The sequence below is a fragment of the Chryseobacterium sp. Marseille-Q8038 genome, from assembly GCF_965111995.1.
This window is the reverse complement of the sequence record NZ_CBCOPN010000002.1, coordinates 1,172,017-1,194,825: the sequence shown is the minus strand read 5'-3', so window position 1 is coordinate 1,194,825 and position 22,809 is coordinate 1,172,017. Positions and strand designations below refer to the sequence as shown.

Annotated in this window: 17 protein-coding genes; 6 read left to right on the top strand and 11 right to left on the bottom strand. The window is 35.2% G+C overall.

Annotated features, from left to right (window positions below):
• Position 1: 1 nt before the first annotated feature.
• The 4 genes from ACWPWS_RS19420 to tsf form a co-directional block, all read right to left on the bottom strand.
• Positions 2-796: a hypothetical protein gene (locus tag ACWPWS_RS19420; protein ID WP_454047613.1), complete on the bottom strand. Its 795-nt coding sequence runs from the start codon at positions 794-796 to the stop codon at positions 2-4.
• A gap of 190 nt (positions 797-986) precedes the next feature.
• Entirely contained in the window at positions 987-4,385 is a 3,399-nt protein-coding gene (locus tag ACWPWS_RS19415) for a T9SS type B sorting domain-containing protein (RefSeq protein WP_454047612.1), read from the bottom strand.
• A 222-nt stretch (positions 4,386-4,607) separates the two neighbouring features.
• The gene (locus ACWPWS_RS19410; protein ID WP_309513551.1) at positions 4,608-7,436 is read right to left on the bottom strand and encodes a T9SS type B sorting domain-containing protein; all 2,829 of its coding nucleotides are present in this window, start codon (positions 7,434-7,436) and stop codon (positions 4,608-4,610) included.
• 314 nt (positions 7,437-7,750) lie between these two features.
• Positions 7,751-8,575 carry a translation elongation factor Ts gene (tsf, locus tag ACWPWS_RS19405; RefSeq protein WP_047385945.1) on the bottom strand — a complete coding sequence of 275 codons (825 nt, stop codon included), beginning with the start codon at positions 8,573-8,575 and terminating at the stop codon, positions 7,751-7,753.
• A 144-nt stretch (positions 8,576-8,719) separates the two neighbouring features.
• Here tsf and ACWPWS_RS19400 point away from each other — a divergent pair, with 144 nt between their 5' ends.
• Positions 8,720-9,493, top strand: a complete 774-nt coding sequence (locus tag ACWPWS_RS19400; RefSeq protein ID WP_454047611.1) for a DUF6759 domain-containing protein — start codon at positions 8,720-8,722, stop codon at positions 9,491-9,493.
• Positions 9,494-9,554: 61 nt separating this feature from the next.
• On the opposite strand, the gene ACWPWS_RS19395 is transcribed toward ACWPWS_RS19400, so the two are convergent.
• A complete protein-coding gene (locus ACWPWS_RS19395) occupies positions 9,555-10,511 on the bottom strand; it encodes an acetyl-CoA carboxylase carboxyltransferase subunit alpha (protein WP_105681726.1) in 957 nt (318 codons plus the stop codon).
• A 49-nt stretch (positions 10,512-10,560) separates the two neighbouring features.
• Positions 10,561-12,069 carry a glutamate--tRNA ligase gene (gltX, locus tag ACWPWS_RS19390; RefSeq protein WP_454047610.1) on the bottom strand — a complete coding sequence of 503 codons (1,509 nt, stop codon included), beginning with the start codon at positions 12,067-12,069 and terminating at the stop codon, positions 10,561-10,563.
• A gap of 438 nt (positions 12,070-12,507) precedes the next feature.
• Between gltX and ACWPWS_RS19385 the strand changes: the two genes are divergently transcribed.
• The 5 genes from ACWPWS_RS19385 to ACWPWS_RS19365 all read left to right on the top strand — a co-directional run bounded on the left by ACWPWS_RS19385 (position 12,508) and on the right by ACWPWS_RS19365 (position 18,540).
• Positions 12,508-13,938 (top strand): MAC/perforin domain-containing protein, encoded by a 1,431-nt coding sequence (locus tag ACWPWS_RS19385; protein WP_454047609.1) that lies wholly within the window; start codon positions 12,508-12,510, stop codon positions 13,936-13,938.
• Between the two features lie 280 nt (positions 13,939-14,218).
• Positions 14,219-15,616, top strand: a complete 1,398-nt coding sequence (locus tag ACWPWS_RS19380; RefSeq protein WP_454047608.1) for an MAC/perforin domain-containing protein — start codon at positions 14,219-14,221, stop codon at positions 15,614-15,616.
• 178 nt (positions 15,617-15,794) lie between these two features.
• Entirely contained in the window at positions 15,795-16,592 is a 798-nt protein-coding gene (locus ACWPWS_RS19375; protein WP_454047607.1) for a hypothetical protein, read from the top strand.
• 3 nt (positions 16,593-16,595) lie between these two features.
• Positions 16,596-17,249 carry a glycosyltransferase gene (locus ACWPWS_RS19370; protein ID WP_454047606.1) on the top strand — a complete coding sequence of 218 codons (654 nt, stop codon included), beginning with the start codon at positions 16,596-16,598 and terminating at the stop codon, positions 17,247-17,249.
• A 25-nt stretch (positions 17,250-17,274) separates the two neighbouring features.
• A complete protein-coding gene (locus ACWPWS_RS19365) occupies positions 17,275-18,540 on the top strand; it encodes a glycosyltransferase (protein WP_454047605.1) in 1,266 nt (421 codons plus the stop codon).
• Positions 18,541-18,590: 50 nt separating this feature from the next.
• Here the strand turns inward: ACWPWS_RS19365 and ACWPWS_RS19360 are convergent, their stop codons facing one another.
• Genes ACWPWS_RS19360 through ACWPWS_RS19340 form a run of 5 tightly spaced genes read right to left on the bottom strand, consistent with a single transcriptional unit; the run spans position 18,591 to position 22,763 of the window.
• Entirely contained in the window at positions 18,591-19,832 is a 1,242-nt protein-coding gene (locus ACWPWS_RS19360; protein ID WP_209786857.1) for a glycosyltransferase, read from the bottom strand.
• Between the two features lie 3 nt (positions 19,833-19,835).
• The gene (locus tag ACWPWS_RS19355; RefSeq protein ID WP_454047604.1) at positions 19,836-20,627 is read right to left on the bottom strand and encodes a glycosyltransferase family 4 protein; all 792 of its coding nucleotides are present in this window, start codon (positions 20,625-20,627) and stop codon (positions 19,836-19,838) included.
• Positions 20,628-20,677: 50 nt separating this feature from the next.
• Positions 20,678-21,022 carry a hypothetical protein gene (locus ACWPWS_RS19350; protein ID WP_454047603.1) on the bottom strand — a complete coding sequence of 115 codons (345 nt, stop codon included), beginning with the start codon at positions 21,020-21,022 and terminating at the stop codon, positions 20,678-20,680.
• 3 nt (positions 21,023-21,025) lie between these two features.
• Positions 21,026-22,012 (bottom strand): glycosyltransferase family protein, encoded by a 987-nt coding sequence (locus ACWPWS_RS19345; protein ID WP_454047602.1) that lies wholly within the window; start codon positions 22,010-22,012, stop codon positions 21,026-21,028.
• Between the two features lie 4 nt (positions 22,013-22,016).
• Positions 22,017-22,763 carry a glycosyltransferase family 2 protein gene (locus tag ACWPWS_RS19340; protein WP_105681716.1) on the bottom strand — a complete coding sequence of 249 codons (747 nt, stop codon included), beginning with the start codon at positions 22,761-22,763 and terminating at the stop codon, positions 22,017-22,019.
• Positions 22,764-22,809: the final 46 nt, after the last annotated feature.

The following is a 22,809-nucleotide window of genomic DNA, read 5'->3' as shown; positions in this document are numbered from 1 at the left end:
TCTAATTACTGCTTACAACTTCCTGAAGATGCGAGCTTCTAAGCCTTTTCTGATAAATAGGAAGATATTTTTCAATAGGAATTTTTATCGCTTCAAAGTTGCCCGCCAATACATAAGCCTGGATATTTTCTGAAGTATAAACAAACTGAAGGAAGTTATCAATTAAATTTTCAGGGATCTTAAATTTTGTAAAATAATCTTTACCCAGATAATTTTTAATCTGAGCTACAGAACTGTTCATCCTTTCATAGGCCTGATAACGTTGTTTTTTCTTTCGTTCTCCGGAGAGAATATCATAGATACTTTCAAGGCTAAAGGTAAGTCCTCCATCCCGCAGTCCGGCAACAGGAAGCTCCGGAGGTGTTCCGTCACCTTTTGGCTCAGGAAGACCAATTACTTTTTTAAGAGCATGTGCTTTATCTTCCTTTCTTAAAGAGTTCACGTCATACCGAAGATTTCCGGTAGGCTTGAATCTGCTAAGAACAATTTCCTGGATTTCGTAATATGCTATTTTCAGCTCAACCAGATTTTTTTGTTCCATGGATTGAGGAGTCAGCTTAATATCTTTTCTTTCTGTAACGATAGAGGTAAAACGGATCACATCCCCGACATTGGCAGGAATATTAAAATTACCATTGTAGTCCGTAAGAACGGTTTTTTGTGTATTCAGGTTAGTGACATAAACCTGATTGAGATATAAAATTGAGTTGTCTCTCAGAAATACCTCTCCGGAATATATTTGTGCATTAATTTTTGCCAGAAAAACCAATAGCAGCAGAGTAAACAGTTTCTTCATATAATGCGCAAAATTACATAGAAATAAAGCAATTTTGTGTAATTAGATGAAGAATAGTGGTTAAAGTTATATTAAACTTTGGGATTTAATTGTTAAGGAGTGTTAGAAACTTGCCATTCATTTAAAAAATCGAAAATTTAAATAAAAAATCGGAAGAAAGAGTAGAGTTCTTTCTTCCGGTTTTCTGTTGTTATCTGTGTTTTACCAGCAACCAGCTTGTATATTTTACCACGAGGCTGGAACCATATTCGGTCCACGTGATGAAATACCAATAATTAGCTGTAGGAACATATCTTCCACCGACTCTTCCATCCCAGGTGTATCTGTTTTCAGGAGTACCTCTGAAGACTTCTGCACCATATCTGTCAAAGATCCTGAATATAAGATTCTCATTTTTCATTAAAGCAGAATAGTCTATCACTTCATTATGACCGTCTCCATTTGGAGTAATGGTGTTGATCAGATTAATAATAGCAAATGGCTTTTTAACATCCTCACACATTTTAGAGTCTCTTACAAATATGTTGTGTGCACCTCTAGGTACATTGTAGAAAATATTGGAACTCTGCCATACCACGCCATCTAAAGAATATTCATAAGGAGGTGTACCGCCGCTTGCCCCAATTTTTACTGTTGTTCCATCAATTTCAATAGACGTAATGATAGGAAGAGGCAATTCTGTTACGTTTACATATTGTTTGTAAACACAACCATTGAAGGTTAGTTCCACCCAATAGCTTCCTGGGCCAACATTTGTGATGGAAGGCGTTGTAGCTCCTGTACTCCATAAGTACTTTTCAAAACCAGGCCCTGCATTCAGTGTGGTAGTGGTTTTCGGACAGATAGCTTTATCTTTTAATAGGTCAGATTTTTTAGGAACTTTAATATTGATTTTAAGAGTACCTACTTCCGGACAAACTCCATTTTTTTCAAAACGGATATAATAAGTCTGAGAACCTGTAATGTTAACAGGTGAGGCAACGATATTTACATTGTTCTGAGCATCTGCTAAAGTTGCATGAAAAGTAAAAGTAACATTTGGATCTAATGTAAACTGAGGAATAAACTGGGCCAGGTTGACACTTTTTATTCCATCCAGGTCATCGTCACAAGTAGTTTCTGTAACGGTTTTTGTAATTAATGTTATTTTGGCTCCGATACTGAATTGTAAAGGTTTGATTACAGAAGGGCAGCCATCCGGAGAATCTACTCTGATGTAAATTGTTGTGGCTGCTGTATAGCTCCAGTTGTTAGGGAGATTATTGTTATTTCCGGCGTTAGCATCAGCCAGGTTTGCGTAATATCTTACACTCGGAAAATAATTTGGATTATTAAGTACAATAGGGGTGATATTGGAGAGTAGGACGGTAACCGTTCCATCCAGATTATCATCACAGAAAACACCATTGTAGTTGTCCAGTACAATTGCTTTGTTAAAAAGTGATAACGTTATTTGTGCAATATTTTTACAGCCAATATGGTCATTAACAACCGCATATATGATTGTTCCGTTAGTTGCAGTATAGGCAGTTGGGTTAGTAATCAATGCTGCTGCATTTTCATTCTGAGCATCCAATAGGGTAGGATAATAAGTAATGGTAACAGGAGAGTTGCTGGTAACATTTGCTGTCGTCAGGTTGAAGGTTCCCTGCCCATTGATATCACAGGCAGATAATGTTGCATTCATAACCGTTAGAGCCTGAATATTCAGGGTAACAGTTACTGTTTCACAATCCGGGAAGTCAGGGTCGTCTCCGCAGAATGTATAAGTGAATGTATCTGTTCCCGTTGTACCCAGAGTATTTACAGTATAAGTAATAATACCGGTTGTAGGGTTTACAACAGCTGTACCCAATGAAGGTGCTGTGGTAACAGCTACAGTGCTGGGGCTGGGAGTCTGTGATGAACTGCTGAATGCAGGAATTATAGTTTTAACATTACATACGTTATATGATGCATTGGTAAGTTTTGTACAGTTCAGAACTTTAAATTGTTCAGTAACCAGAGGTGCGCAACTTCCCATTGTTACAGAGCATGTGTAATATCCTGATAATGTAGGGGTGATTGATGAAGTGGTGGCTCCCGGAACAATAACGCCGTTTCTATACCATTGATAGGTATCATAAATAAAAGGATCTACAGTAAGACTCATTCCTGGAATACAGCCGCCTCCGGATTGTAAAATAACAGGTTGTGTAGGAAAGCCGGCAAAAAAGCCTCCATATCCTACAGCATCACTGCCGGCAGTGATACCAGCCATAATGGCTCTATTTGAAGCTATAGTAATCGTGCCTGTTACATTGGGAATACCATAGGTAACCCAATTCGTTGTACCTGTCATATTGTAAGGGCCGGTTATTGCAGGAGGATTAGCTCCATTTACTGTAATAATAGCGCCACGTTCTGTAATGATGTTAAGTTTTGTAGGTATATTCAGTACTCCTCCGGGATTACCAATGGAATGAACAAAATTTTCATCAATAAGTCCAAGTTCATTAATTTGCTTTGGCAGGTAACAGTTCAAAGCAGGAATATAATTAAATCCACCGGTGGCCGTTTCATTTCCTGGATTTGAAACTCCTGCTAAAGTTTGGTAGACATAAGCATTTTTTGATGTTTTGAGATATAAGTTATAATGTCCGTTGCCCTGAAGGATATATTTTGAGTCAGGAATGACAAAATATTTTCCTGCATTAAGGGTTACTATAGGTGGAATTTCATCGTTTACAAAAATTTGAGTATTATCTTCAGTAGCAATTACAATAGCCCCTTCCATATGGGAGCCAATAGAACCGTTACCTTTTACAAGGGCAAATTCATTTCCAAGCCTGTTGACAGGTACTGCCTGATCCATTAAAATATCTGAACCAGCTGGATGATTTCCTGCATATTGACCATTAAAATTTCCATTGGTGATATTGATGGGTTTGGTTGAAGTAATTTTAGCCCCAATAAAACCATCAAAGTTTGCTGTTATGTTTCCAATTCCATCAATAATGTAGGATTGTCCTTTATTTAAAGTGAAAGTCATTGTAGGATTGGTTGCCCCGGTGGTTCCATTTGAAAACTGAACGTTAGGACTGTACCCGGAAATAGTAACACTGGTATTATCTTCAGTTGCCAGTACACTGGTCATGAAATTCAGAATGGAATTGCTCACTGTAATAGGAGTGACAGCTGCGTAAAACTTCAGTCCTGTGGAAGAAATTCCTTTGGAAGTAATAATTTCTCCATGGTTGAACACTGAGAATCTTAAATTGGCGTAAAAAGGGAATTCTGCCTTAAGGTATAATCCTTTTGTTGTAGGGGTAAATAAATCCGCCTGCAGTTTGGTAATAATATAAGTCCTTAAGACATCAAATTTCTGAGGGTTATTTTTGCTGATATTTACTGTTCCAATCAGAACATTATTATTGTAAATGCTTACAGGAAAAGGAGTTGTTCTGTTAGTAGATAAATAAAGTTTCTGATAAGGATTGGGAGCGCCTGTTCTGTCTATCATTGGAGCAAACCAATGCTCTCGATCCAACTGGGAAAAAGCAGAGGTGAAAATACAAAGCATAAACAGAAAACATAAAATTTTTTTCATTCAGCGGTGGTCTTTATCACAAATTTAGTGATAAAAAGTATTGTATGGTTGAAAACATAATAAAAAATTATGATTTCGGAATCGTGGTTAAAAAAAAATTAAGTTTGTATTATTTTTTTCTGTAGTTAACATAATCTAGTAAATAAATTTAATCAGAAAGCTTAAAAAAATAAGCCACGATCATTTGATCGTGGCTTATTAAATATAGTTTTAAACTAATTATTACTCTCTGTTTTTAACAAGAATCCAACCTGTATATTTTATTGGAGTCTTTTCTTTGTTGGACTCATTCCAGCTGATATGATACCAGTATGTTCCTGTTCCAAGTTTTTTATCAAAGTGTTTTCCGTCCCATCTGTAGCTGTTGAATCTGTTTCCGGTGAATACCATATTTCCATATCTGTCATACACTACAAAGCTTAGGTTTTCTTTATATGCCAGTTCACTGTAATCGATATAATCATTTACATTATCTCCATTAGGGGTGATGGCATTTAATAGATTAGGAATAGTAACTTCTACTGCAATAGGAGTACAGTTATAGGCATCTTTTACGTAGAAAGTGTGTTGCCCTCTTGTTAAACCTGTAAAAGTACTTGAATCCTGCCAGTTTGCAGTTCCGTCTACAGCATATTTATAAGGTGCTTTACCACCGCTTACAATTACTGTTGCTGTATTATTATTGATTTCAATGGTTTGGATTACCGGATCTTCAACTTTTTTAACTTTAACAGTCTGTGTAAGGAAACATCCATTCTTACCAAGAACTACAGTATATTCTCCAACACCTACATCTCTGATACCTGAAGTGGTAGCTCCTGTGCTCCATAGGTAGGAATCATATCCAGGGCCAGCGTCCAGGTTCGTTTTTGCATCCATACAGATGTACTGATCTACAAGGATAGGTGACTTTTTGATTGGAAGTACAATTAATTCAATTTTAGCATTTGCTGTACATCCTTCAGCAGTCGTTACTTTCACATATACAAATCCTCCGGTGGAAGGGAAGTTTTCTGGTTGTGTGATTTCATTGATTCCTGCGGTAAGATCATTCAGTGTACGGTAGTATTTTTTTGTAACAGCATTATAGTCTGTTACCTTAGCTTTTGTAAGGTCAAAGTAAGCGTAAGGATCCACATCATACCAACAAGCCTTAATAGAAGCATCTGTTACGATGAATGGTACTACAGTAAGGTTTAAGGTCACCTGCTCACAATCTGTAAATTCAACTGAATTTCCACAGAATTTATAAACGATTTTGTCTGGTCCTAAATATCCAGGATTTGGTGTATAAGTGATTGTTCCGTTTGGATTCACTACAGCAGTTCCTTTTGTAGGAGGCGTTAAAATTACTACTGTACTTGGAACCACTGTTTGAGTGGAAGAAGTAAACGTAGGCGTAATTATTTTAGTAGAACAAGCATTAAGAGCTTGAGTCGTTTCTTTTAAACAGTTTTGTACTTTATAGATTGGAGTAGTCACTGGAGGACATGTTCCCATGGTTACTCTTACCGTATAATTTCCTGATTGTGTAGGAGTGTAAGTATAACTTGTAGCACCTGGAATGGCAACTCCGTCACGGTACCATTGGTATGTTTCATATCCGTCATCTACTTCAAGAATAATTCCCGGAACACACTCACCTGTTTTTTTTGCAATTACTGGAATTGATGAGAATCCGGCAAAGTAACCTCCATATCCTGCAGAACTAAATCCTCCGTTGATACCAGCTGTTACAGCTTTTGTAGAGGTTATTTTAATGTTTCCAACAACTCCGGTGATTCCATAGGTTACCCAGTTAGCATTTCCTGCCAATGGATAGGGACCGTCTGTAGGTGCTACAGGGTTATCATTTACCATTACAGTAGCCCCGGTCTCTGTTAAGATATTTAATTTTACGATGATATCCTGAACTGCACTGGCTCCCCCTGAACCGATTGGCATTTCATTAATCTTTCCGATTTCATCAATCTTTCTTGGAAGGAAGCAGTTCAATGGCGGTATATAGTTGAATCCATTAGTTGCCTCACTATTCCCTACCCCTACAAACTGATAAAGGTATACGTTTTTAGTTGTTGAAATAAACATGTTAGAATGCCCGTTAGTACCTTGTGCTACATAACTGGTTTCATTAATTCTATACCATTCTCCGGCAGCTAGTGTTGCAACAGAAGTTCCGACACCATTTAGATAAACATCAGTATTATCTTCTGTAGCAATGATAAGACCTCCTTCCATGTTCTGGCTAGGAATTGTAGATCTTGTTTTAACGATAGCAAATGTATTTCCAAGTCTTTCAACCGGTACTGATTGATCCAGAACCGGGTCACTTCCTGATGGAGAAGTAGAGAAGTTACCATTGCAGCTTCCGTTGGTAAGGGTTACGGGTTTATCAGAAACTATTTTTGCACCGATAAATCCTGTTTTATTTGCAGATTCTGTGCCTGCTCCGGCAAGAATTACAGATTGTCCTTTTTGTAATGTAAAGGTCTGGGAATTACCTGTAGGAGTACCATTAATGAAAACAACTCCGGAAGTAGGGTTCCATGATGCTGTTACAGTAGTATTGTCCTCAGTTGCCATAATACCTGCGGTAAAGTTCTGAATACTGGTGGTATTGGTATTGGGAGCAGTTGCTACGAAGAATGTTTTTCCGATTCCAGCTTTTCCTTTACTGGTAATTACTTCCCCGTGAACACTTTGGGCAAGTCTTAAACTACAGTAAAAAGGTTTTACTGCTTTTAAATACAGTCCTTTATTACCAACAGTGAATGCTTCTGTAGTGGTCGTTCCACTAATAAGGCTATTGGTAACCTTATAGGTTTGCGGATTACCTTTACTAATGGTAACCGTAGTTATTACAGCATTGTTATTGTAAATGGTTACATCAAATGGGGTGTCTGAATCAGTAGACAGATAGATCATGTTGGTATAACTGTTACCGCCATAACTATCATAGTAAGGAGCAATCCAATGCTCTGTATCCCTTTGTGCAAAGAGTGTATTAATTGTCAAAAAAATTAATACCAGACTGAGTAGAAATCTTTTCATGTGTATGGAATTAGGATTTCTACAAAAATAAAATAAAAAATGAAATACTTTTAATAAAATTTAAATAAATGTTAAAAAAGTGTTTTCAATTTTTAATTAAAAGCGATTCTGGGTATGAAACTGGTAATTAATGTTGTGCTCGGCCAGGATGGTTATTTGTCAATATTTGCCATGAAAATTTAGCCCGCTTGAATTGTTAATATTTTCACTTGTTTAATCTCTTGTTGGTGAATAGTGTTGATGGTTACGGGTTTATGTTAATAAAAAATCCCGGTGAAATTCACCGGGATTCTATATCTTTTGAAAAAGTCAGCTTATAGGCTTACTCTTACAAATCCTGTTACTTTTAGGTCTGCATTTACAGATTTTACGTAATCAGCAACTGAGATACTTCCGTCTTTAATGAAGTCCTGGTGTACCAAAGTGTTGTCTTTGTAGAATCTCTGCATTTTACCTTTAAGGATATTATCGATAATGTTTGCAGGCTTACCTTCTTCAGTAAGTTTGTGTCTTTCGATCTCTAATTCTTTATCAATAGTCTCCTGAGAAACTCTTGTTTCGTCCAAAGCGATTGGGTTCATAGCAGCAACCTGCATAGAAACAGCTTTAGCAGCTTCATCAGCTCCATCTACTTTAGCAGAAAGAGAAGAGATTGCAGCGATTTTGTTTCCAGCGTGGATGTAAGCTCCTAAGAAATCTCCCTGGATTCTTTCGAAAGATCCGATTTCGATTTTCTCACCGATAACTCCTGTTTGCTCTACTAATTTCTCAGCAACAGTCATTCCGTGGAAGTCAGTAGCTAAAAGCTCCTCTTTAGTAGCAGCGAAGATTGCCATCTCAGCTAATTCGTAAGCTAGCTCGATGAAAGCTTCGTTTTTAGCAACGAAGTCAGTTTCGCAGTTTAGAGAGATTACTACACCTAAAGTGTTGTCTTCATTTACTCTTGCGATTACTGCACCTTCAGCAGATTCTCTGTCAGCTCTGTTAGCAGCAACTTTTTGTCCTTTTTTTCTAAGGATATCTACCGCTTTTTCGAAGTCTCCTTCAGCTTCAACTAGAGCTTTCTTGCAGTCCATCATACCTGCACCTGTTTGGTTTCTCAATTTTGCTACGTCTGCAGCAGCTGGTGTATAAGACATAATATCTATTATTTTTTTATTTAAGATTAGTATTAATTTTTAGCTTAAATTTAGAGCAGTGCAAAGATAATGATTTTAATGATAAACTAAAAAATGACTTTTCACGTTATTAATATATTTAATACTATTTTAAAGATTTGATTAATGAAAAAAATCTTCTTTCTCCTATTTATATGCATTTTCTCACTTGGTTTTTCCCAAAAAAAGAAAAAAACAAAATCTAAAGCTGTTGTTGAAAAAGAAACCGTAATTATCTATACAGAACAGGAAGCTGAGATTTCAAAAGAAGCCAGAGTGATTGCCGGATTTTTGAAACAGAATCCTGGACATGCTAAAACGGACTATTTCAAAAGAAAACTTATTGATATTATTATGGCAGATAATTCACCAGAAGCAAAACCTACCATTAAACCTATCAGTAAAGAGAAAATTGAAAATATTGTAAAAAATAATGAACTGAACAGTGGTAAAACGGTTGCCACAAATAAAACTTATACTGCTAATGGTAAGCCTGTTTCTAATAATACAGCGGCTGCTATTGAAGCGTTAAAAGAAGAAAGAAGAACCACCTTTGCCTCGGTAGGTTCTGCGGCAAAAAGTGCAGGTACATCCACAGCGTCTAAATCTGAACCAAGTGAGGAAGGTAAAAGAAGAGCCGCCATGCTTACCCATCTGTTTAATAATGATATCAACAAGAGTGAAGCATATGTTAATATTAAAAACAGATCAGCATGTAATCTTATCGTAAAAATAAGTGGCAAAAAATATTATAATTTGACGGTTCCGGCAAAAGGGGAGAACTTTATTCTGGTTGATAAAGGGGAATATGTAATGACAACATCCGTGTGTGATGCAAAATATTCTTCTTTGAAAAAGATTACCCAGGATATTGAAATTGCACTGAATGTTGCAGAATAGAATACAATAGAAGAAAACTAAAGAAAGAAGGTTAAGAAGAAATTCTTAACCTTTTTATTTTTTATCCTTTAAACTGACCCATCGCAATGAATTTATCCTGTCTCTGGGTTTCAAGCTCCTGTCCTGTAAATTTGGAGAAAGCTTTGATATTTTGTAAAATTGAATTTTTCAAATTCAAATAGGTGGTTTCCTGGTCATATTGAGCTCCACCAAGGGGTTCCTCAATGATTCCGTCGATGAACTTTTCTCTTAAGGCATCTGCGGGAGTAAGATTTAATGCATTGGCTGCATCTTCTTTATGATCCCAGTTTCTCCATAAGATAGAAGAACAGCTTTCAGGTGCAATTACTGTATACCATGTGTTTTCCAGCATATATACTTTATTTCCAACACCTATTCCTAAGGCTCCACCACTGGCACCTTCTCCGATAATGTAAGTGAAGATTGGGGTTTTCAGCTGAACCATTTCAAAAATATTTCTTGCAATTGCCTCTCCTTGCCCTCTTTCTTCAGCTTCCAGTCCCGGATAAGCTCCCGGTGTATCTACTAAAGTTACCACAGGGATATTGAATTTTTCAGCAAGCTTCATTAGTCTTAAAGCTTTTCTGTATCCTTCCGGATTTGGCATTCCAAATCTTCTATGCTGTCTTTCTTTTGTCGTTCTTCCTTTTTGAGTACCAATGATCATTACTTTTTGACCATCAAGGGTAATCAATCCTCCAATCATTGCCGGATCATCAGCGAAATTTCTGTCTCCATGAAGTTCTAAGAAACTACCTTTGTCTGCCATTCCGTTGATGTAGTCCAATGTATACGGACGATCTGGGTGACGGGACAGTTGTACTCTTTGCCAAGGTGTAAGATTTCCATAGATTTCTTTTTTCTTTTCTAAAATCTTATCCTCAATCTGGCTGCATGCTAATTTTACATCAACACCACTTTCTTCTCCTACTAAAGAACACGTCTGGTATTGGTCCATCAATTCTTTGATAGGAAGTTCGAAACTTAAATATTCCATTTCTTGAAGTAAATTAAATCTTTCAAATGTATGAAAAATTATGGTTATTCTATTTAAAATTATTTATAGCATTGTTTATTCTGGAGGTACTTTCCTCTTTGCCAAGGGTTTCCAGAATGTCTGGTACATCCGGACCTTTCAATTCTCCTACTAAAGATAATCGCAACGGCATCATCACCTTCCCCATACCTAATCCTTTGTTTTCAGCGAAATCATGCATTGTTTGTTTCAATGTTTCAGCAACAAAGTCTGTAGATTCAAATGCAGCTGCCAGTTCTGCTAAAATTGCAGATGTTTCTTCATTCCAGGCTTTTTTTGAAGCTTTTTCGTCATAGGAAACCGGAGCTTCGAAGAAAAATTTTCCGTTTTCATAGATGTCTTTCGGAAAAGTTGCTCTTTCTTTCATAAGGTGAATTACCTTTAAAAGTTTTTCATCAGAAGCGCCTGAAAGATCAAGATCTGTATTTTTAAGGATATGAAGTAGCTCCTGGTCAGATTTCATCTGGATATACTGATGGTTGAACCACTCAGACTTCTCTTTACTGAATCTTGCGCCTGCCTTATGTACTTTATGAAGATCAAATTCTTTAATCATCTCTTCCAATGGAAGAATTTCTTTATCATCAGCAGGAGACCATCCTAATAATGCAACCATATTGATAAAGGCATCAGGAAGATAGCCGTTTTCTCTATATCCTTTGGAAACTACTCCTGTAGCTGGATCCTTGAAGTCAAGCGGGAATACCGGGAAACCGAATTTATCTCCGTCTCTTTTGCTCAGTTTTCCTTTTCCTTCAGGTTTTAAAATTAAAGAAAGGTGGGCAAACTGTGGTGCTTCCCATTGCATTGCTTCATACAGTAATGTGTGAAGTCCTAAGGAAGGCAGCCATTCTTCTCCACGGATTACGTGAGAGATTTCCATTTCATGATCATCAATAATATTGGCAAAATGATAGGTTGGCATTCCGTCATTCTTTACCAGTACTTTATCATCTAAAGTATTGGTGTTTACTGAAAACTTTCCACGGATGATGTCTTCAAGATTCAAGACTCTGTCAACAGGCATTTTAAATCTTACCACATAAGGAGTCTTTTCATCCAATAATTTTTGAACTTCCTCTTCAGAAAGAGCAAGACTGTTTTTTAAACGGTTTCTGGTTTTATTGTCATATGAAAAAACATCACCTTTTGCTTCGTACTCTGCACGAATTACATCCAGTTCTTCTGCCGTATCAAAAGCAATATAAGCATAATCGGTCTTTAGAATCTGTTCAGTATATCGGTCGTAGATATCTCTTCTTTCAGACTGTCTGTAAGGAGCAAATTTTCCTCCTTTTTTAGGACTCTCATCAGGGATAATTCCGCACCATTCCAATGCTTCCTCAATATATTCTTCAGCACCCTCTACATATCTGGCAGTATCTGTATCTTCAATTCTTAATACAAATTCTCCACCTTTATTTTTAGCAAAAAGATAATCATATAATGCGGTTCTTACGCCTCCCAAATGTAATGGTCCTGTAGGACTTGGAGCAAAACGTACTCTTACTTTCTCCATTTCAATTTTAATTTTTGCAAATTTACTTAAAATTATGCGTTTAAGAGATGATTTATGACCTGGTATTGGTTTTTTGAGTCTAACTTTTTTATTTATTTCTTTAAATATTCTTCAAATACCGCTTTCAACTCCCTCGTATTATATTTTCAAATAATATTTTTAATCAAAGAATTATAATCTGTAAATATTCTTGTTATGGAAATTGGGTTCATAAAGGGGAATTATTAAATTGATTTCAGTATTCTGTTTGTAGTGTGGCTAAGTTTGTTTGTGTAATTTATTTTGCTTGTTAAATCACTAATTAGTGATCATGTGGGCTTTTATTAAAAGTGTTTTAATCGACTGTTAATTTCACTAATAAATGATATATGTCAGTTGTTGTTTCATATTTCACATAGTATTGAAGTTTATATTTGTTGAGAATTTTAAAACAATACTATGAAAAAACAAATTGTATTTTGCTTCAGTACAGCGCTGATGCTTTTCATGGGGTCATGCTCTTCGGAAGACCTGAATAATGAAGCGAGTCCTGATGGTCAGGCAAAAGCTAGTCGTTTGTCAGCAGCAAAATTTGCAGGAGATGGCATCTACGATGTCTTAGGGCATGGGTTTGATGCAGCAGGGGAATATGCCAATGCTAATTCTGCAGGATTTAAAGTGATTGATATCGATCGTTTCAAGACTGAGCAGGCAGCAAGATTAGTCTCTGAAAATGCAAATACCCAACAATATATTGAAGAATATGGAGAGAATGCGGAAACATATTCTAAAATGGTTTCTACCAAAGTAGATGCTACTGCAGGAATTCCTTTATTCAAAAAAACATTGTCAGTAGGTTTTAATTCAGCAGTTACGACCAATCATAAATTTGATGCAAAATATATTTATGGTAGCTACAACCTTTTAATCAAGCAGAAAAGATTAAGATTCAATGCTACAACAGATATGCTGGCAGATTATGTAACTCCGGAATTTGCACAGGACTTGCAGACAAAAACTCCACAGCAGATTGTACAGGACTACGGAACTCACGTAATGGTTGATATTTATACAGGAGCTAAAATGGATATTATGTTCCAGTCTGAAACCACTAACGAAAGCCGTGACCGTGCTGCAAGAATCGGGGTAAAAATCGGAATGCTTAAAATTTTTGATGTTGATGTACAGAATGATGTCAATACATCAGAATCATCAATGAATTACTCTAGAAAATTATCCTACAGAACAAGAGGAGGAGATCCTTCAAAAGGTTTGGTAGGAGAAGTAAATCTTGATCAGACTACTTCAAAAGTTAATATTGCAAACTGGCAAAATAGTTCTACCCCTAACAATTCAGTGTTGGTAGAATTTGGAAACAATGGCCTTGTTCTTATCTACAACCTTGTAAAAGATGCTGCAAAAAAAGCACAGCTTAAGGCCTACGTAGATCAGTATTTAATTGATAACCAGATTTCACTGGAGTATAATACAACAATGTTATATGGTTACCAAAACCAACCAGACAGTAATCATTACTTTACGTTTAATACAAACCTTCAGCCATCTTCTTACTGGACAAATGAAGGACCTACATTTAAAGTGTTTCAGTATAAGGCACCAAATACAGTTCCTATTTACTGCTATAAAAGTACTTCAGGAGCAGATCATTACTTTACGCAGGCAAGCACATTACAGCCATCTTCATATTGGAATATTTATATGGGGGTAGCATTCTATGCTTATAAAGATCCTGGAGCCGGAAGGATTCCTGTATACAGCTATAAAGCTAAAAACGGATCAGATCATTATCTTTCAGTATCTCCTAATTTAGGTCCTGTGAGCTATTGGAATACCAGAGAAGGTATCGCTTTCTATATTCCAGCTAATTAATTTTGGATTTATATAAATCAATTTGGTTATACATTGAAGTGAAGTCAGATATTCTGGCTTCGCTTTTTATTTGAAATTAAATACAGTAGATGTAAATGTTGTAAAGTTGGTATTGATATTTGTTTATGAATATTTAATTCTCTGACTTGTGATGATTGGGTTGTTTATTAATGGACTTTTAAGCATATATTAACTTCACTTTATAATGATATATATCATTGTGTAACTATTTTTTCACTCATTGTTGAATATTATCTTTGCAAAAACTTTTAAATAACCCATGAAAAAACAAATGTTATTTTGCTTCAGTAGTTTACTGATGCTTTGTATGAGTTCATGTTCTACGGAAGAACTGAATAGCGAAGGAGCTCCTGGAAGTTCTGCTAAAAACAACCGATTATCAGCAGCAAAATTTGCAGGAGACGGAATTTATGATGTGCTTGGACACGGCTACAATGCTGCAGGCGAATATGCGAATGCCAATTCTGCAGGATTTAAAGTTGTTGATATTGATCGTTTCAAAGCTGAGCAGACGGCCAGGCTGGTTTCTGAAAATACCAACACTCAGGAGTACGTTGAAGAATATGGAGAGAATGCGGAAACTTATTCCAAAATGGTATCTACCAAAGTAGATGTTACTGCAGGAATTCCTTTATTCAAAAAAACGCTTTCAGTAGGATTTAATTCTGCAATTACCACCAATCATAAATTTGATGCAAAATATATCTATGGCAGCTACAATCTTTTAATCAAGCAGAAAAGATTAAGATTTAATGCCACAACAGATATGTTAGCGGATTATATTACCCCGGAGTTTGCCCAGGATTTACAAACAAAATCATCACAACAAATTGTACAGGACTACGGAACTCACGTAATGGTTGACATCTATACGGGCGCAAAAATGGATATCATATTCCAGTCAGAAACAAGAAATGAAAGCCGTGACCGTGCTGCAAGAGTGGGGATAAAATTAGGAATGTCTAAAATTTTTGATGTTGAAGTTCAGAATGATGTCAATACTTCAGAATCATCCATGAACTTTTCTAAAAAACTATCATACAGAACAAGAGGGGGAGATCCTTCCAAAGGTCTTATTGGAGAGCTGAATCTTGACCAAAACACTCCGAAGATCAATATCGCAAACTGGCAAAACAGTTCTACACCAAATAATTCAGTATTAGTAGATTTTGGAAATAATGGATTGGTATTTATTTTTGATCTTGTAAAAGACCCTGTTAAAAAAGCAGAACTTAAATCATACGTAATTCAGTACCTGATTGATAATAAAGTAATGTTGGATTATATCCCGGTGCCGATTTATGGATTCTATAGTGGTTCAGAAAGAGATCATCTTCTTTCTACATGGTCTGGAACTCCTAATACCTATCAGGCGGAGGGAGAGCAGTTTAAAGCATATAGCTATAAAGCACCGAATACAGTCCCTGTATATCAGTTTTATAGTGCAAATGACAAGGATCATTACTATTCTACTTATCAGGGTACACCTTGGAATTATGTATATGAAGGAATTGCGTTCTATGCAACAATGGATAGTACACAGAGACCTATTTATCAGTTCTATAGCGGAAGTGAAAGAGATCATTACTACAGTACCTATCCGGGAACGCCTAATAAGTATGTTGCAGAGGGTATTCCTTTCTATGCTTATTACTAATAAATATTGATATTTTTACAGCAAAGCCGTCTCAGATATGAGGCGGTTTTTTATATACCCAGGAGCAAAAATGAGTATTCGGGAAATATTTCCGTTGATAGGAGAAACACTGAAAGAATATTTCGGGCAGGCTTATTATTAAAAATGTATTTTTGTAGATTATAAATTGAGTTTATCAATGAAGAAAGCAATATGTCTTTTTATTGTAGGAGATAAGTACTGGAAAATGTACAATAAAAATAGAGCAAGTTTTGAAAACTATGCTAAAAAATGTGGGGCAGATTTAAAGATTATTGATAAAACTATAGATGAAACTTTTCATCGTCCGCTTCTGGCTCAAAAACTGCTGATTCCTGCAGAAACAAGAGATTATGATATGGTTCTTTTTATGGACCTTGATATTATTATTTCCGATAAAGCACCTTCTATTTTTGATTATCTTCCGGAAGACAAATATTTCGGGGCAATTCTGGATCCGAGAGGAACTGAAGAATTCAACAAAACCTGGGGCCATATTCCAAGAATACTGGAAGAGACCAGTGAAATGTATTTTACTGACCGACATTTTGAGCCCAATCCTTTATTGCAGGGAAGTATCAATGGAGGAGTATTTATTTTCAGACCGAAGAAAGTAGCAGATATCTTTAAAGAATACTATTTTTCAGACCATAACCAAGGGGAGCTGAACAGCTTTGAAGAAACACCATTTGCGTATTTTTCACAGATTAATAATTGGTTTGAGGCTTTACCACCTGCATTCAATGTTCAGGTTTTATATAAAATAAAAGGAACAGAGAAAGGGAAGGAAGTTGAATATGATGAAAAAAAACTTCCGCAATTTTTCAGGAAATATTATTATAAAAAAACAGGAAGCTGTTTTTATCCTACAAGGAAGTATAAAAATTACGTAAAACAAATCATTGCCGAAAATTACTTTACCCATTTTTCTGGCAACTATCCTATAATCTACAATTAAATTATGAGCTTACTTTCACGCTTTTCCAGTAAATTTATATCTGTTTCTTACGGAATCACCGTCAATGATGAAGCTCAGGAACTTAAAAAATTATTAGATATTCTTATTCCTTTGATCGGTCAGAATGATGAGATCATTGTTCTTCAGGATATTACCAATAAAAATAAAGAAGTGACAGCGCTGCTTGCTCATTATGATAATATTGTAAAACTTGAGGCAAGACTGGATGGAGATTTTGCAACCTTCAAAAACAGATTAATTGAAAAGGCAAACGGCCAGTATCTCTTCCAGATTGATGCAGATGAATATCCTACTGAGCATTTTATCAAAACATTGAAGCCCTATCTTAAAAAGGAAAGAAGTGTTGAGGTATTCTACGTTCCCCGAATCAATACTGTAGAGGGAATTACAGAAGAATATGTACAGCAAATGGGCTGGAATATGAATAAAGAAGGCTATATCAATTTCCCTGATTATCAGGCGAGAATTGTAAAGAATAATAAAAAGATCTTCTGGAAAAATAAAGTGCATGAAGTTTTATTTGGAAATAAAAACTTTACGGAAATTCCTGCAAAATATGAACTGTCATTGATTCATAAAAAGAATTTCGAGAAGCAAAAAAAACAGAATAGTTTTTATGAAACATTGGAAGATTAATTATTTGAATTATTAGAAAATAAAAATGGCAGATTTAGGAATTAACGTTTTTGGATTTATTAATGGTGAATTTGGTATTGCGGAAGCCACAAGGCTCAATTGTAAAGCCATACAGAGCGCAGGCATGCCTATCAGCCTGATCAACTATGATGTGAGAACCAATCATAACAATAATGACCAGACGTTTACTCAGTTTTCCCATAAAGCAGAATATCCTATTAATTTAATTCAGGTTTCACCCTCTGTTTCGGAAATTTCAAATTTCTTCGAATATTTTGACTATTCTTTTTTTGAAAGAAAATATAATATTCTTTATATGGCCTGGGAATCAGAGACTATTCCTGAGGATTACCTTCTGAATATTAATCTTTTCGATGAGGTATGGACGCCTTCAGAGTATTGTAAAAAATGTATTGAAAAATATATAGCATCTCCTGTAAAAGTAATTCCACATCCGATTGATATTCATCTGAAAGAGACGCAAGATCCTGATGCTTTGAATTTTTATAACGAAGATTACTTTAATTTTTTATTCATCTTTGATTATAACAGTTCCATACAGCGGAAGAATGTTCTCAACCTGATTAAGGTTTTCAGAGACACATTTGACGGAAAAGACAATAATGCTTTTTTAACCGTTAAAACCTCTAAATCAGATAAGTTTTCTTTAGAAAAACAACAGATAAACGAGGCAATCGGTGACTCGGCGAAGATTAAAGTAGTAGAAAAGATTTTTGATAAAAATGCACTGAACTATGTGATCAGTAACTGTGACAGCTATATTTCTCTTCACAGATCTGAAGGTTTTGGACTTACTATGGCAGAGGCCATGTATTTTGGGAAACCTGTTATTGCTACCGCGTATTCTGGAAATCTGGAGTTTATGAATTCTGAAAACAGTTTTCTCGTAAGTGCAGAAAAAGTTTCTTACGGTTCAGACGACCTTAATTATGATTCTAATACCATCTGGTCTGAACCTTCACTGGATAAAGCTTCTGAATATCTGAAAAAAATATATCAGGGCGGGGAAGATGTGAAAGTGAAATCTGAGAATGCACGCAAAACAATTACTCATGATTTCTCTCTTGAAGGAGTAGGAAAATTGATCAGAGAAAGATCAGAAGAGCTTATTTCTGGAGGTAAAATTCAGCAAAGCAGATCAGCATTAATAAAATTATATGCCGATAGTTTATTTCTGAGAAAAGACCTTAGAATTTATAAAAAAAGCAAACCCATTCAGTGGATATATGGAGTCAAAATGTATTTAAGAAACAGAAAACAAAAGAAATAATTTACGATACAATGAAAGAGCGATGGATTCAGATAAATCCATCGCTCTTTTTATTTTTTACCTTTTACTTTCTTTAAAAAGATATTTACTTTTTTCCTGATTTTATTGTAGAGTGTTTTTTCCAGGTAATTCACTCTGCCACTCAATCGGTCTATTTCGGCAAGATAAAACACATTTCCTGCACTATTTTCTGTGCTGCTTTCTTTTTTATCCATCTGGTCGATAAAAGACAGTCGTATTTGAAGCAGATTTCCTATAGATTCAAGAGAAAAATGATCTCTGATCTGAGCCTCTGCACTTTCTTTAACAGCGTGTAAAGACCCGAAATTATTCTTTATATACAAAAGCTTTTGGGTGGCATCCTGCAAATCAGGTTTTGCCAAAGTGAGCCCTTCAGCAATTAATCCTTTTGTATTGGAAGTTTTAATAAAACTATACTGAACAAGGAAGCTGTTGTTCACATTCATAAAATCCAGATTCCCGGAGTATCCTGTTCCTACAACAATTTTCCCGTAAGACATCGCTTCAGCCATTGTCAGTCCGAATCCTTCGGAGCCATGCAGCGAGATCAGAACATCAGATTTCTGAATAAGGGAATGCAGCTTTTCTTTCGAGAAATGTTCATTAATAATGATAATATTCGAAATGCCTGCATATTTTTCCACTACTTTTTGTGCATCCTTACTTCTTTCGAGATTATGGGTCTTGACAATTAAAACACTTTCAGGATCATCTTTAAAGACATTAATAAACGCTTCAATAGTCGCTTCAGGGTTTTTTCTGATCGTTGTACTTAAGGAATCAAAAATAGTAATATATACCTTTGAGCCAGGCTTAATATTATATTCTTCAAAATTAAATTCATCAGAAGGAGCCAGCTTTTGAATAGGATGAGAAAATCTCATCACAGGAATTCCCGTATATTTTGTGAAAATATTGACACAAAAATCACTAGGAACCCATAACTCGTCAAAAATATTCAGAAACTCAACCGTTTTATCCGAAACTTCGGGAAATTCCCAGGCCCAATATACAATGTTGTAATGACCTGCAAGATTGATATCCTGATTTTTTGAGAAAAACTCGTGAGTCACATTACTGTTAATGTGAAAAATATTAATTAAGGCATCTGATGGGGTGTCGCTTTTAGATTTTTCAAGAGTATCACTTGAATAGCTGATGCGGTTTACTTTAATCCCTGCATTTTCCATAGCAGCAGCATTAAGCCTTGTGGCCTCTGCAATGCCAAAATTTCCATCAAAAAAACCGTGATAGTTTACGCTTAATGACATGTTTTATAATGTTTTAAGTTTTTCTTTTACTTCTTCGGGTGAAAATGCTCTCAGACTGTCTACGGAATTTTTACTTAAAATATTCCAAAGCTCTTCATTATTATTCAGCTGAATAATTGCTTCCGCAAAACTATTTTCATCGTTGGCAATGAGAACATTTTTTTTATCGGTAAGCTTCATTCCTTCGGCACCAATATCCGTAGTAACCACTGGGAAAAAGTATTCAAAAGCCTGTCCGATTTTTCCTTTAACACCAGCCCCAAATCTTAAAGGGGCTACCATAATTTTCGAATTCATAAAATGCTCCTCAATACTTTCCACAAAGCCTAAAAATTTAAACTTAGGATATAGTTTAAGATCCAGCTTTTCTGCAACATTTCCGATGATGATTACTTCCAGCTCAGGATTGGTTTTCCAGACAATGGGCATTATTTTTTCGTATAAAAACTTTACTGCATCAATATTCGGTTCATGGATAGATCCGATAAAGGTAATTCCTTTACTTTCATTGAAATTTTTTCTTTCAGAAATATCAATTTTAGGATAATGAATATTAGATATGGTAATGATCTTATTTTTATCCGCATACTGGCTCATAATCTCTTTTTCCTTATCAGAGATGGCAATAATATAATCCAGCTGTGGGGCAACAACAGTTTCCAGACGGAAAAAGTGTTTGTAATTTTTCTTCAAAGAAATACGGGTTGGCTCCAGTTCGATGGCTCTTTTAAACCTTAAAAAATGAATATCTACCATGTCATAAATGAATTTGGCAGAAGGTAAAACGGATTTCATTTTTTTATAAAAAAGATTCAGAGCCAGAGGCCCATTGAACCAAACATAATCTACCTTTTAAAAGAAGACAGGAAGTCATAAATATTCTTATACTTATTATTTTCTATATAAACGATAACATTGTGCTGCTGGTAAAATTTTACATAAGAATTATCTTCAAAAATATGGGGCGCAAATAATATGCAGTTATATCCTAATTCTTGGTAAATAAATATAAGTTCTTTCAGTCTGTTGGCTCCGGATTCTTTATCATGGGCCGGGAAATCTCTGGATGCAAACAGGATTGTTTTTTGGGAAGCGTCATACTGGTTAATGTTGACTATATCCTTAGACTGAAGGTTTTTGAGTTTTTCTTTTCTTTCGATGTGCTTTTTTATTTTTTTTAAGATTCCCATTTGTCAGTTTTTAGTATCCAGTTCAAAAACTTTATTCACCCAACTATCCAAAGTGTATCTGTAGTAGATTTCTTCCGGAATTTTTTCGTAAGGTCTTTCAAAAAAAGATTTGTCAAGATTACTAATATTTTTGTTTAAAATCAAAATATTATTGGGATTGTAAAAATCATAGGTTTTAATGGCTTCATTATCAGTAATGATTTTCTTTTCCAGAGACATGGCTTCAAAAACTCTGAAGCTGAGTCCATATTGTCCTTCCCGCATGAGATCCAGTAAAACTTTTGAGTTTTTATAATATTTTGGAAGATCATTGTGCGGAATCTTTTTAATACTGAAAATCAGGAAAAGATTCTTAGGTACTGTCATGAAAATATTGGTCAGCTGATGCTTCCAGGATTTTTTTCCGATGATCATAATCTGGAATTTTAATCCCTGTTCAATCAGTTTCTTAGCTAGTAATTTTATTAGTGAAACCCTTCTGTTATCATAAGATGTGATATAAAAAAGGTCCATTTCAGGCTTTTGAGTTTCTTTTGAACAGTGCGGAAGGTAAATGTAATTCGTTAATTTTTCAAAACCGTGTTTTTTAACATCAATATAGTCAAAGGAAAATACCTTGTCAAAAAGATACAGTTTATCTTCTACAGGAACTCTTTCAAGATTATCATAAAGATAGGTAACCAGACGGTCTGTATACTTGCGGATTTTTTTAAGGGTAGAAAGATCAAATGTATCAGGATTCATCACTAATATTTGATCCTGATGCCCTAGTTTTTCAAGAGAATCCAGTACATATTTCTGTCTTTTTTCAGTCTTAAGATTCTTGTTTAAAAAAGTTTTGCTTAAAGCATTTACAGCTCTTTCATTGAAGTTGGAATGAGTAACGGTACTGATCTTTATATGATGAGCGTCAATACCACGTTTGCATAATGTCTCAACAATATACTTATCATAATCCCAAAAATCATAACTAATGATACAAATCTTCATTCAACTAATTTTGCTCTTTTTTTAATGATTCATAGGTTTCGTAGACGCTTAAAGACTGCAGATAAGATAACTGATAGCCTTCTTTTCCGTCTAAAATACCAAGTCTCATTATATAGGCTTTAAAGAATTTAAAAGCTGTTTTAAGATATTGAACTAAAACATTGTACTTTTTTCCTTTAGCAGCCATTTCTTTCCCCTTTAAAACTCCGTAATGAATCATTTTCTTTTTGTAAGATTCATAATCTGAAACGGAGTAATGGAGTAATTTATTTTTTAAAATTCCAATGGTTCCATTAACCTCCAGAGTTTCATGTACCTTTTTTCCTGCCATATAGATGGCCTTCGATTTTCTGAAGAGTCTGAAATTTTTATCAGACTGAGTTCCTGAAAAATGAATCGGTTTCTGGGCAAAAAAGAATTTCCTGTAAAAATAATAGGCATCCTTTTGCTCGGGTTTATTTAGCTCATCGATAATTTCCTGCTTCAGGGCCGGTGTAATTCTTTCATCACCATCTAAAAATAAAACCCAGTCGTTTGTTGCAGCTTTCAGAGCCAGATTTCTTTGCTTTGTAAAGTCTTCAAATTTATTTTGAATCACCTTTACATTAGAGAATTTCTTCGCAATTTCTACAGTTTTATCCGTACTAAAAGAGTCTACTACTATTATTTCATCACAAAAATCAAAAGACTCAAGGATATCCTGTATATTTTTTTCTTCATTATATGTTATGATTAAACCACTTATATTCATCACAACGATTTGTTTGATAGAGGAGTATGTGAATACTTCCTTATAA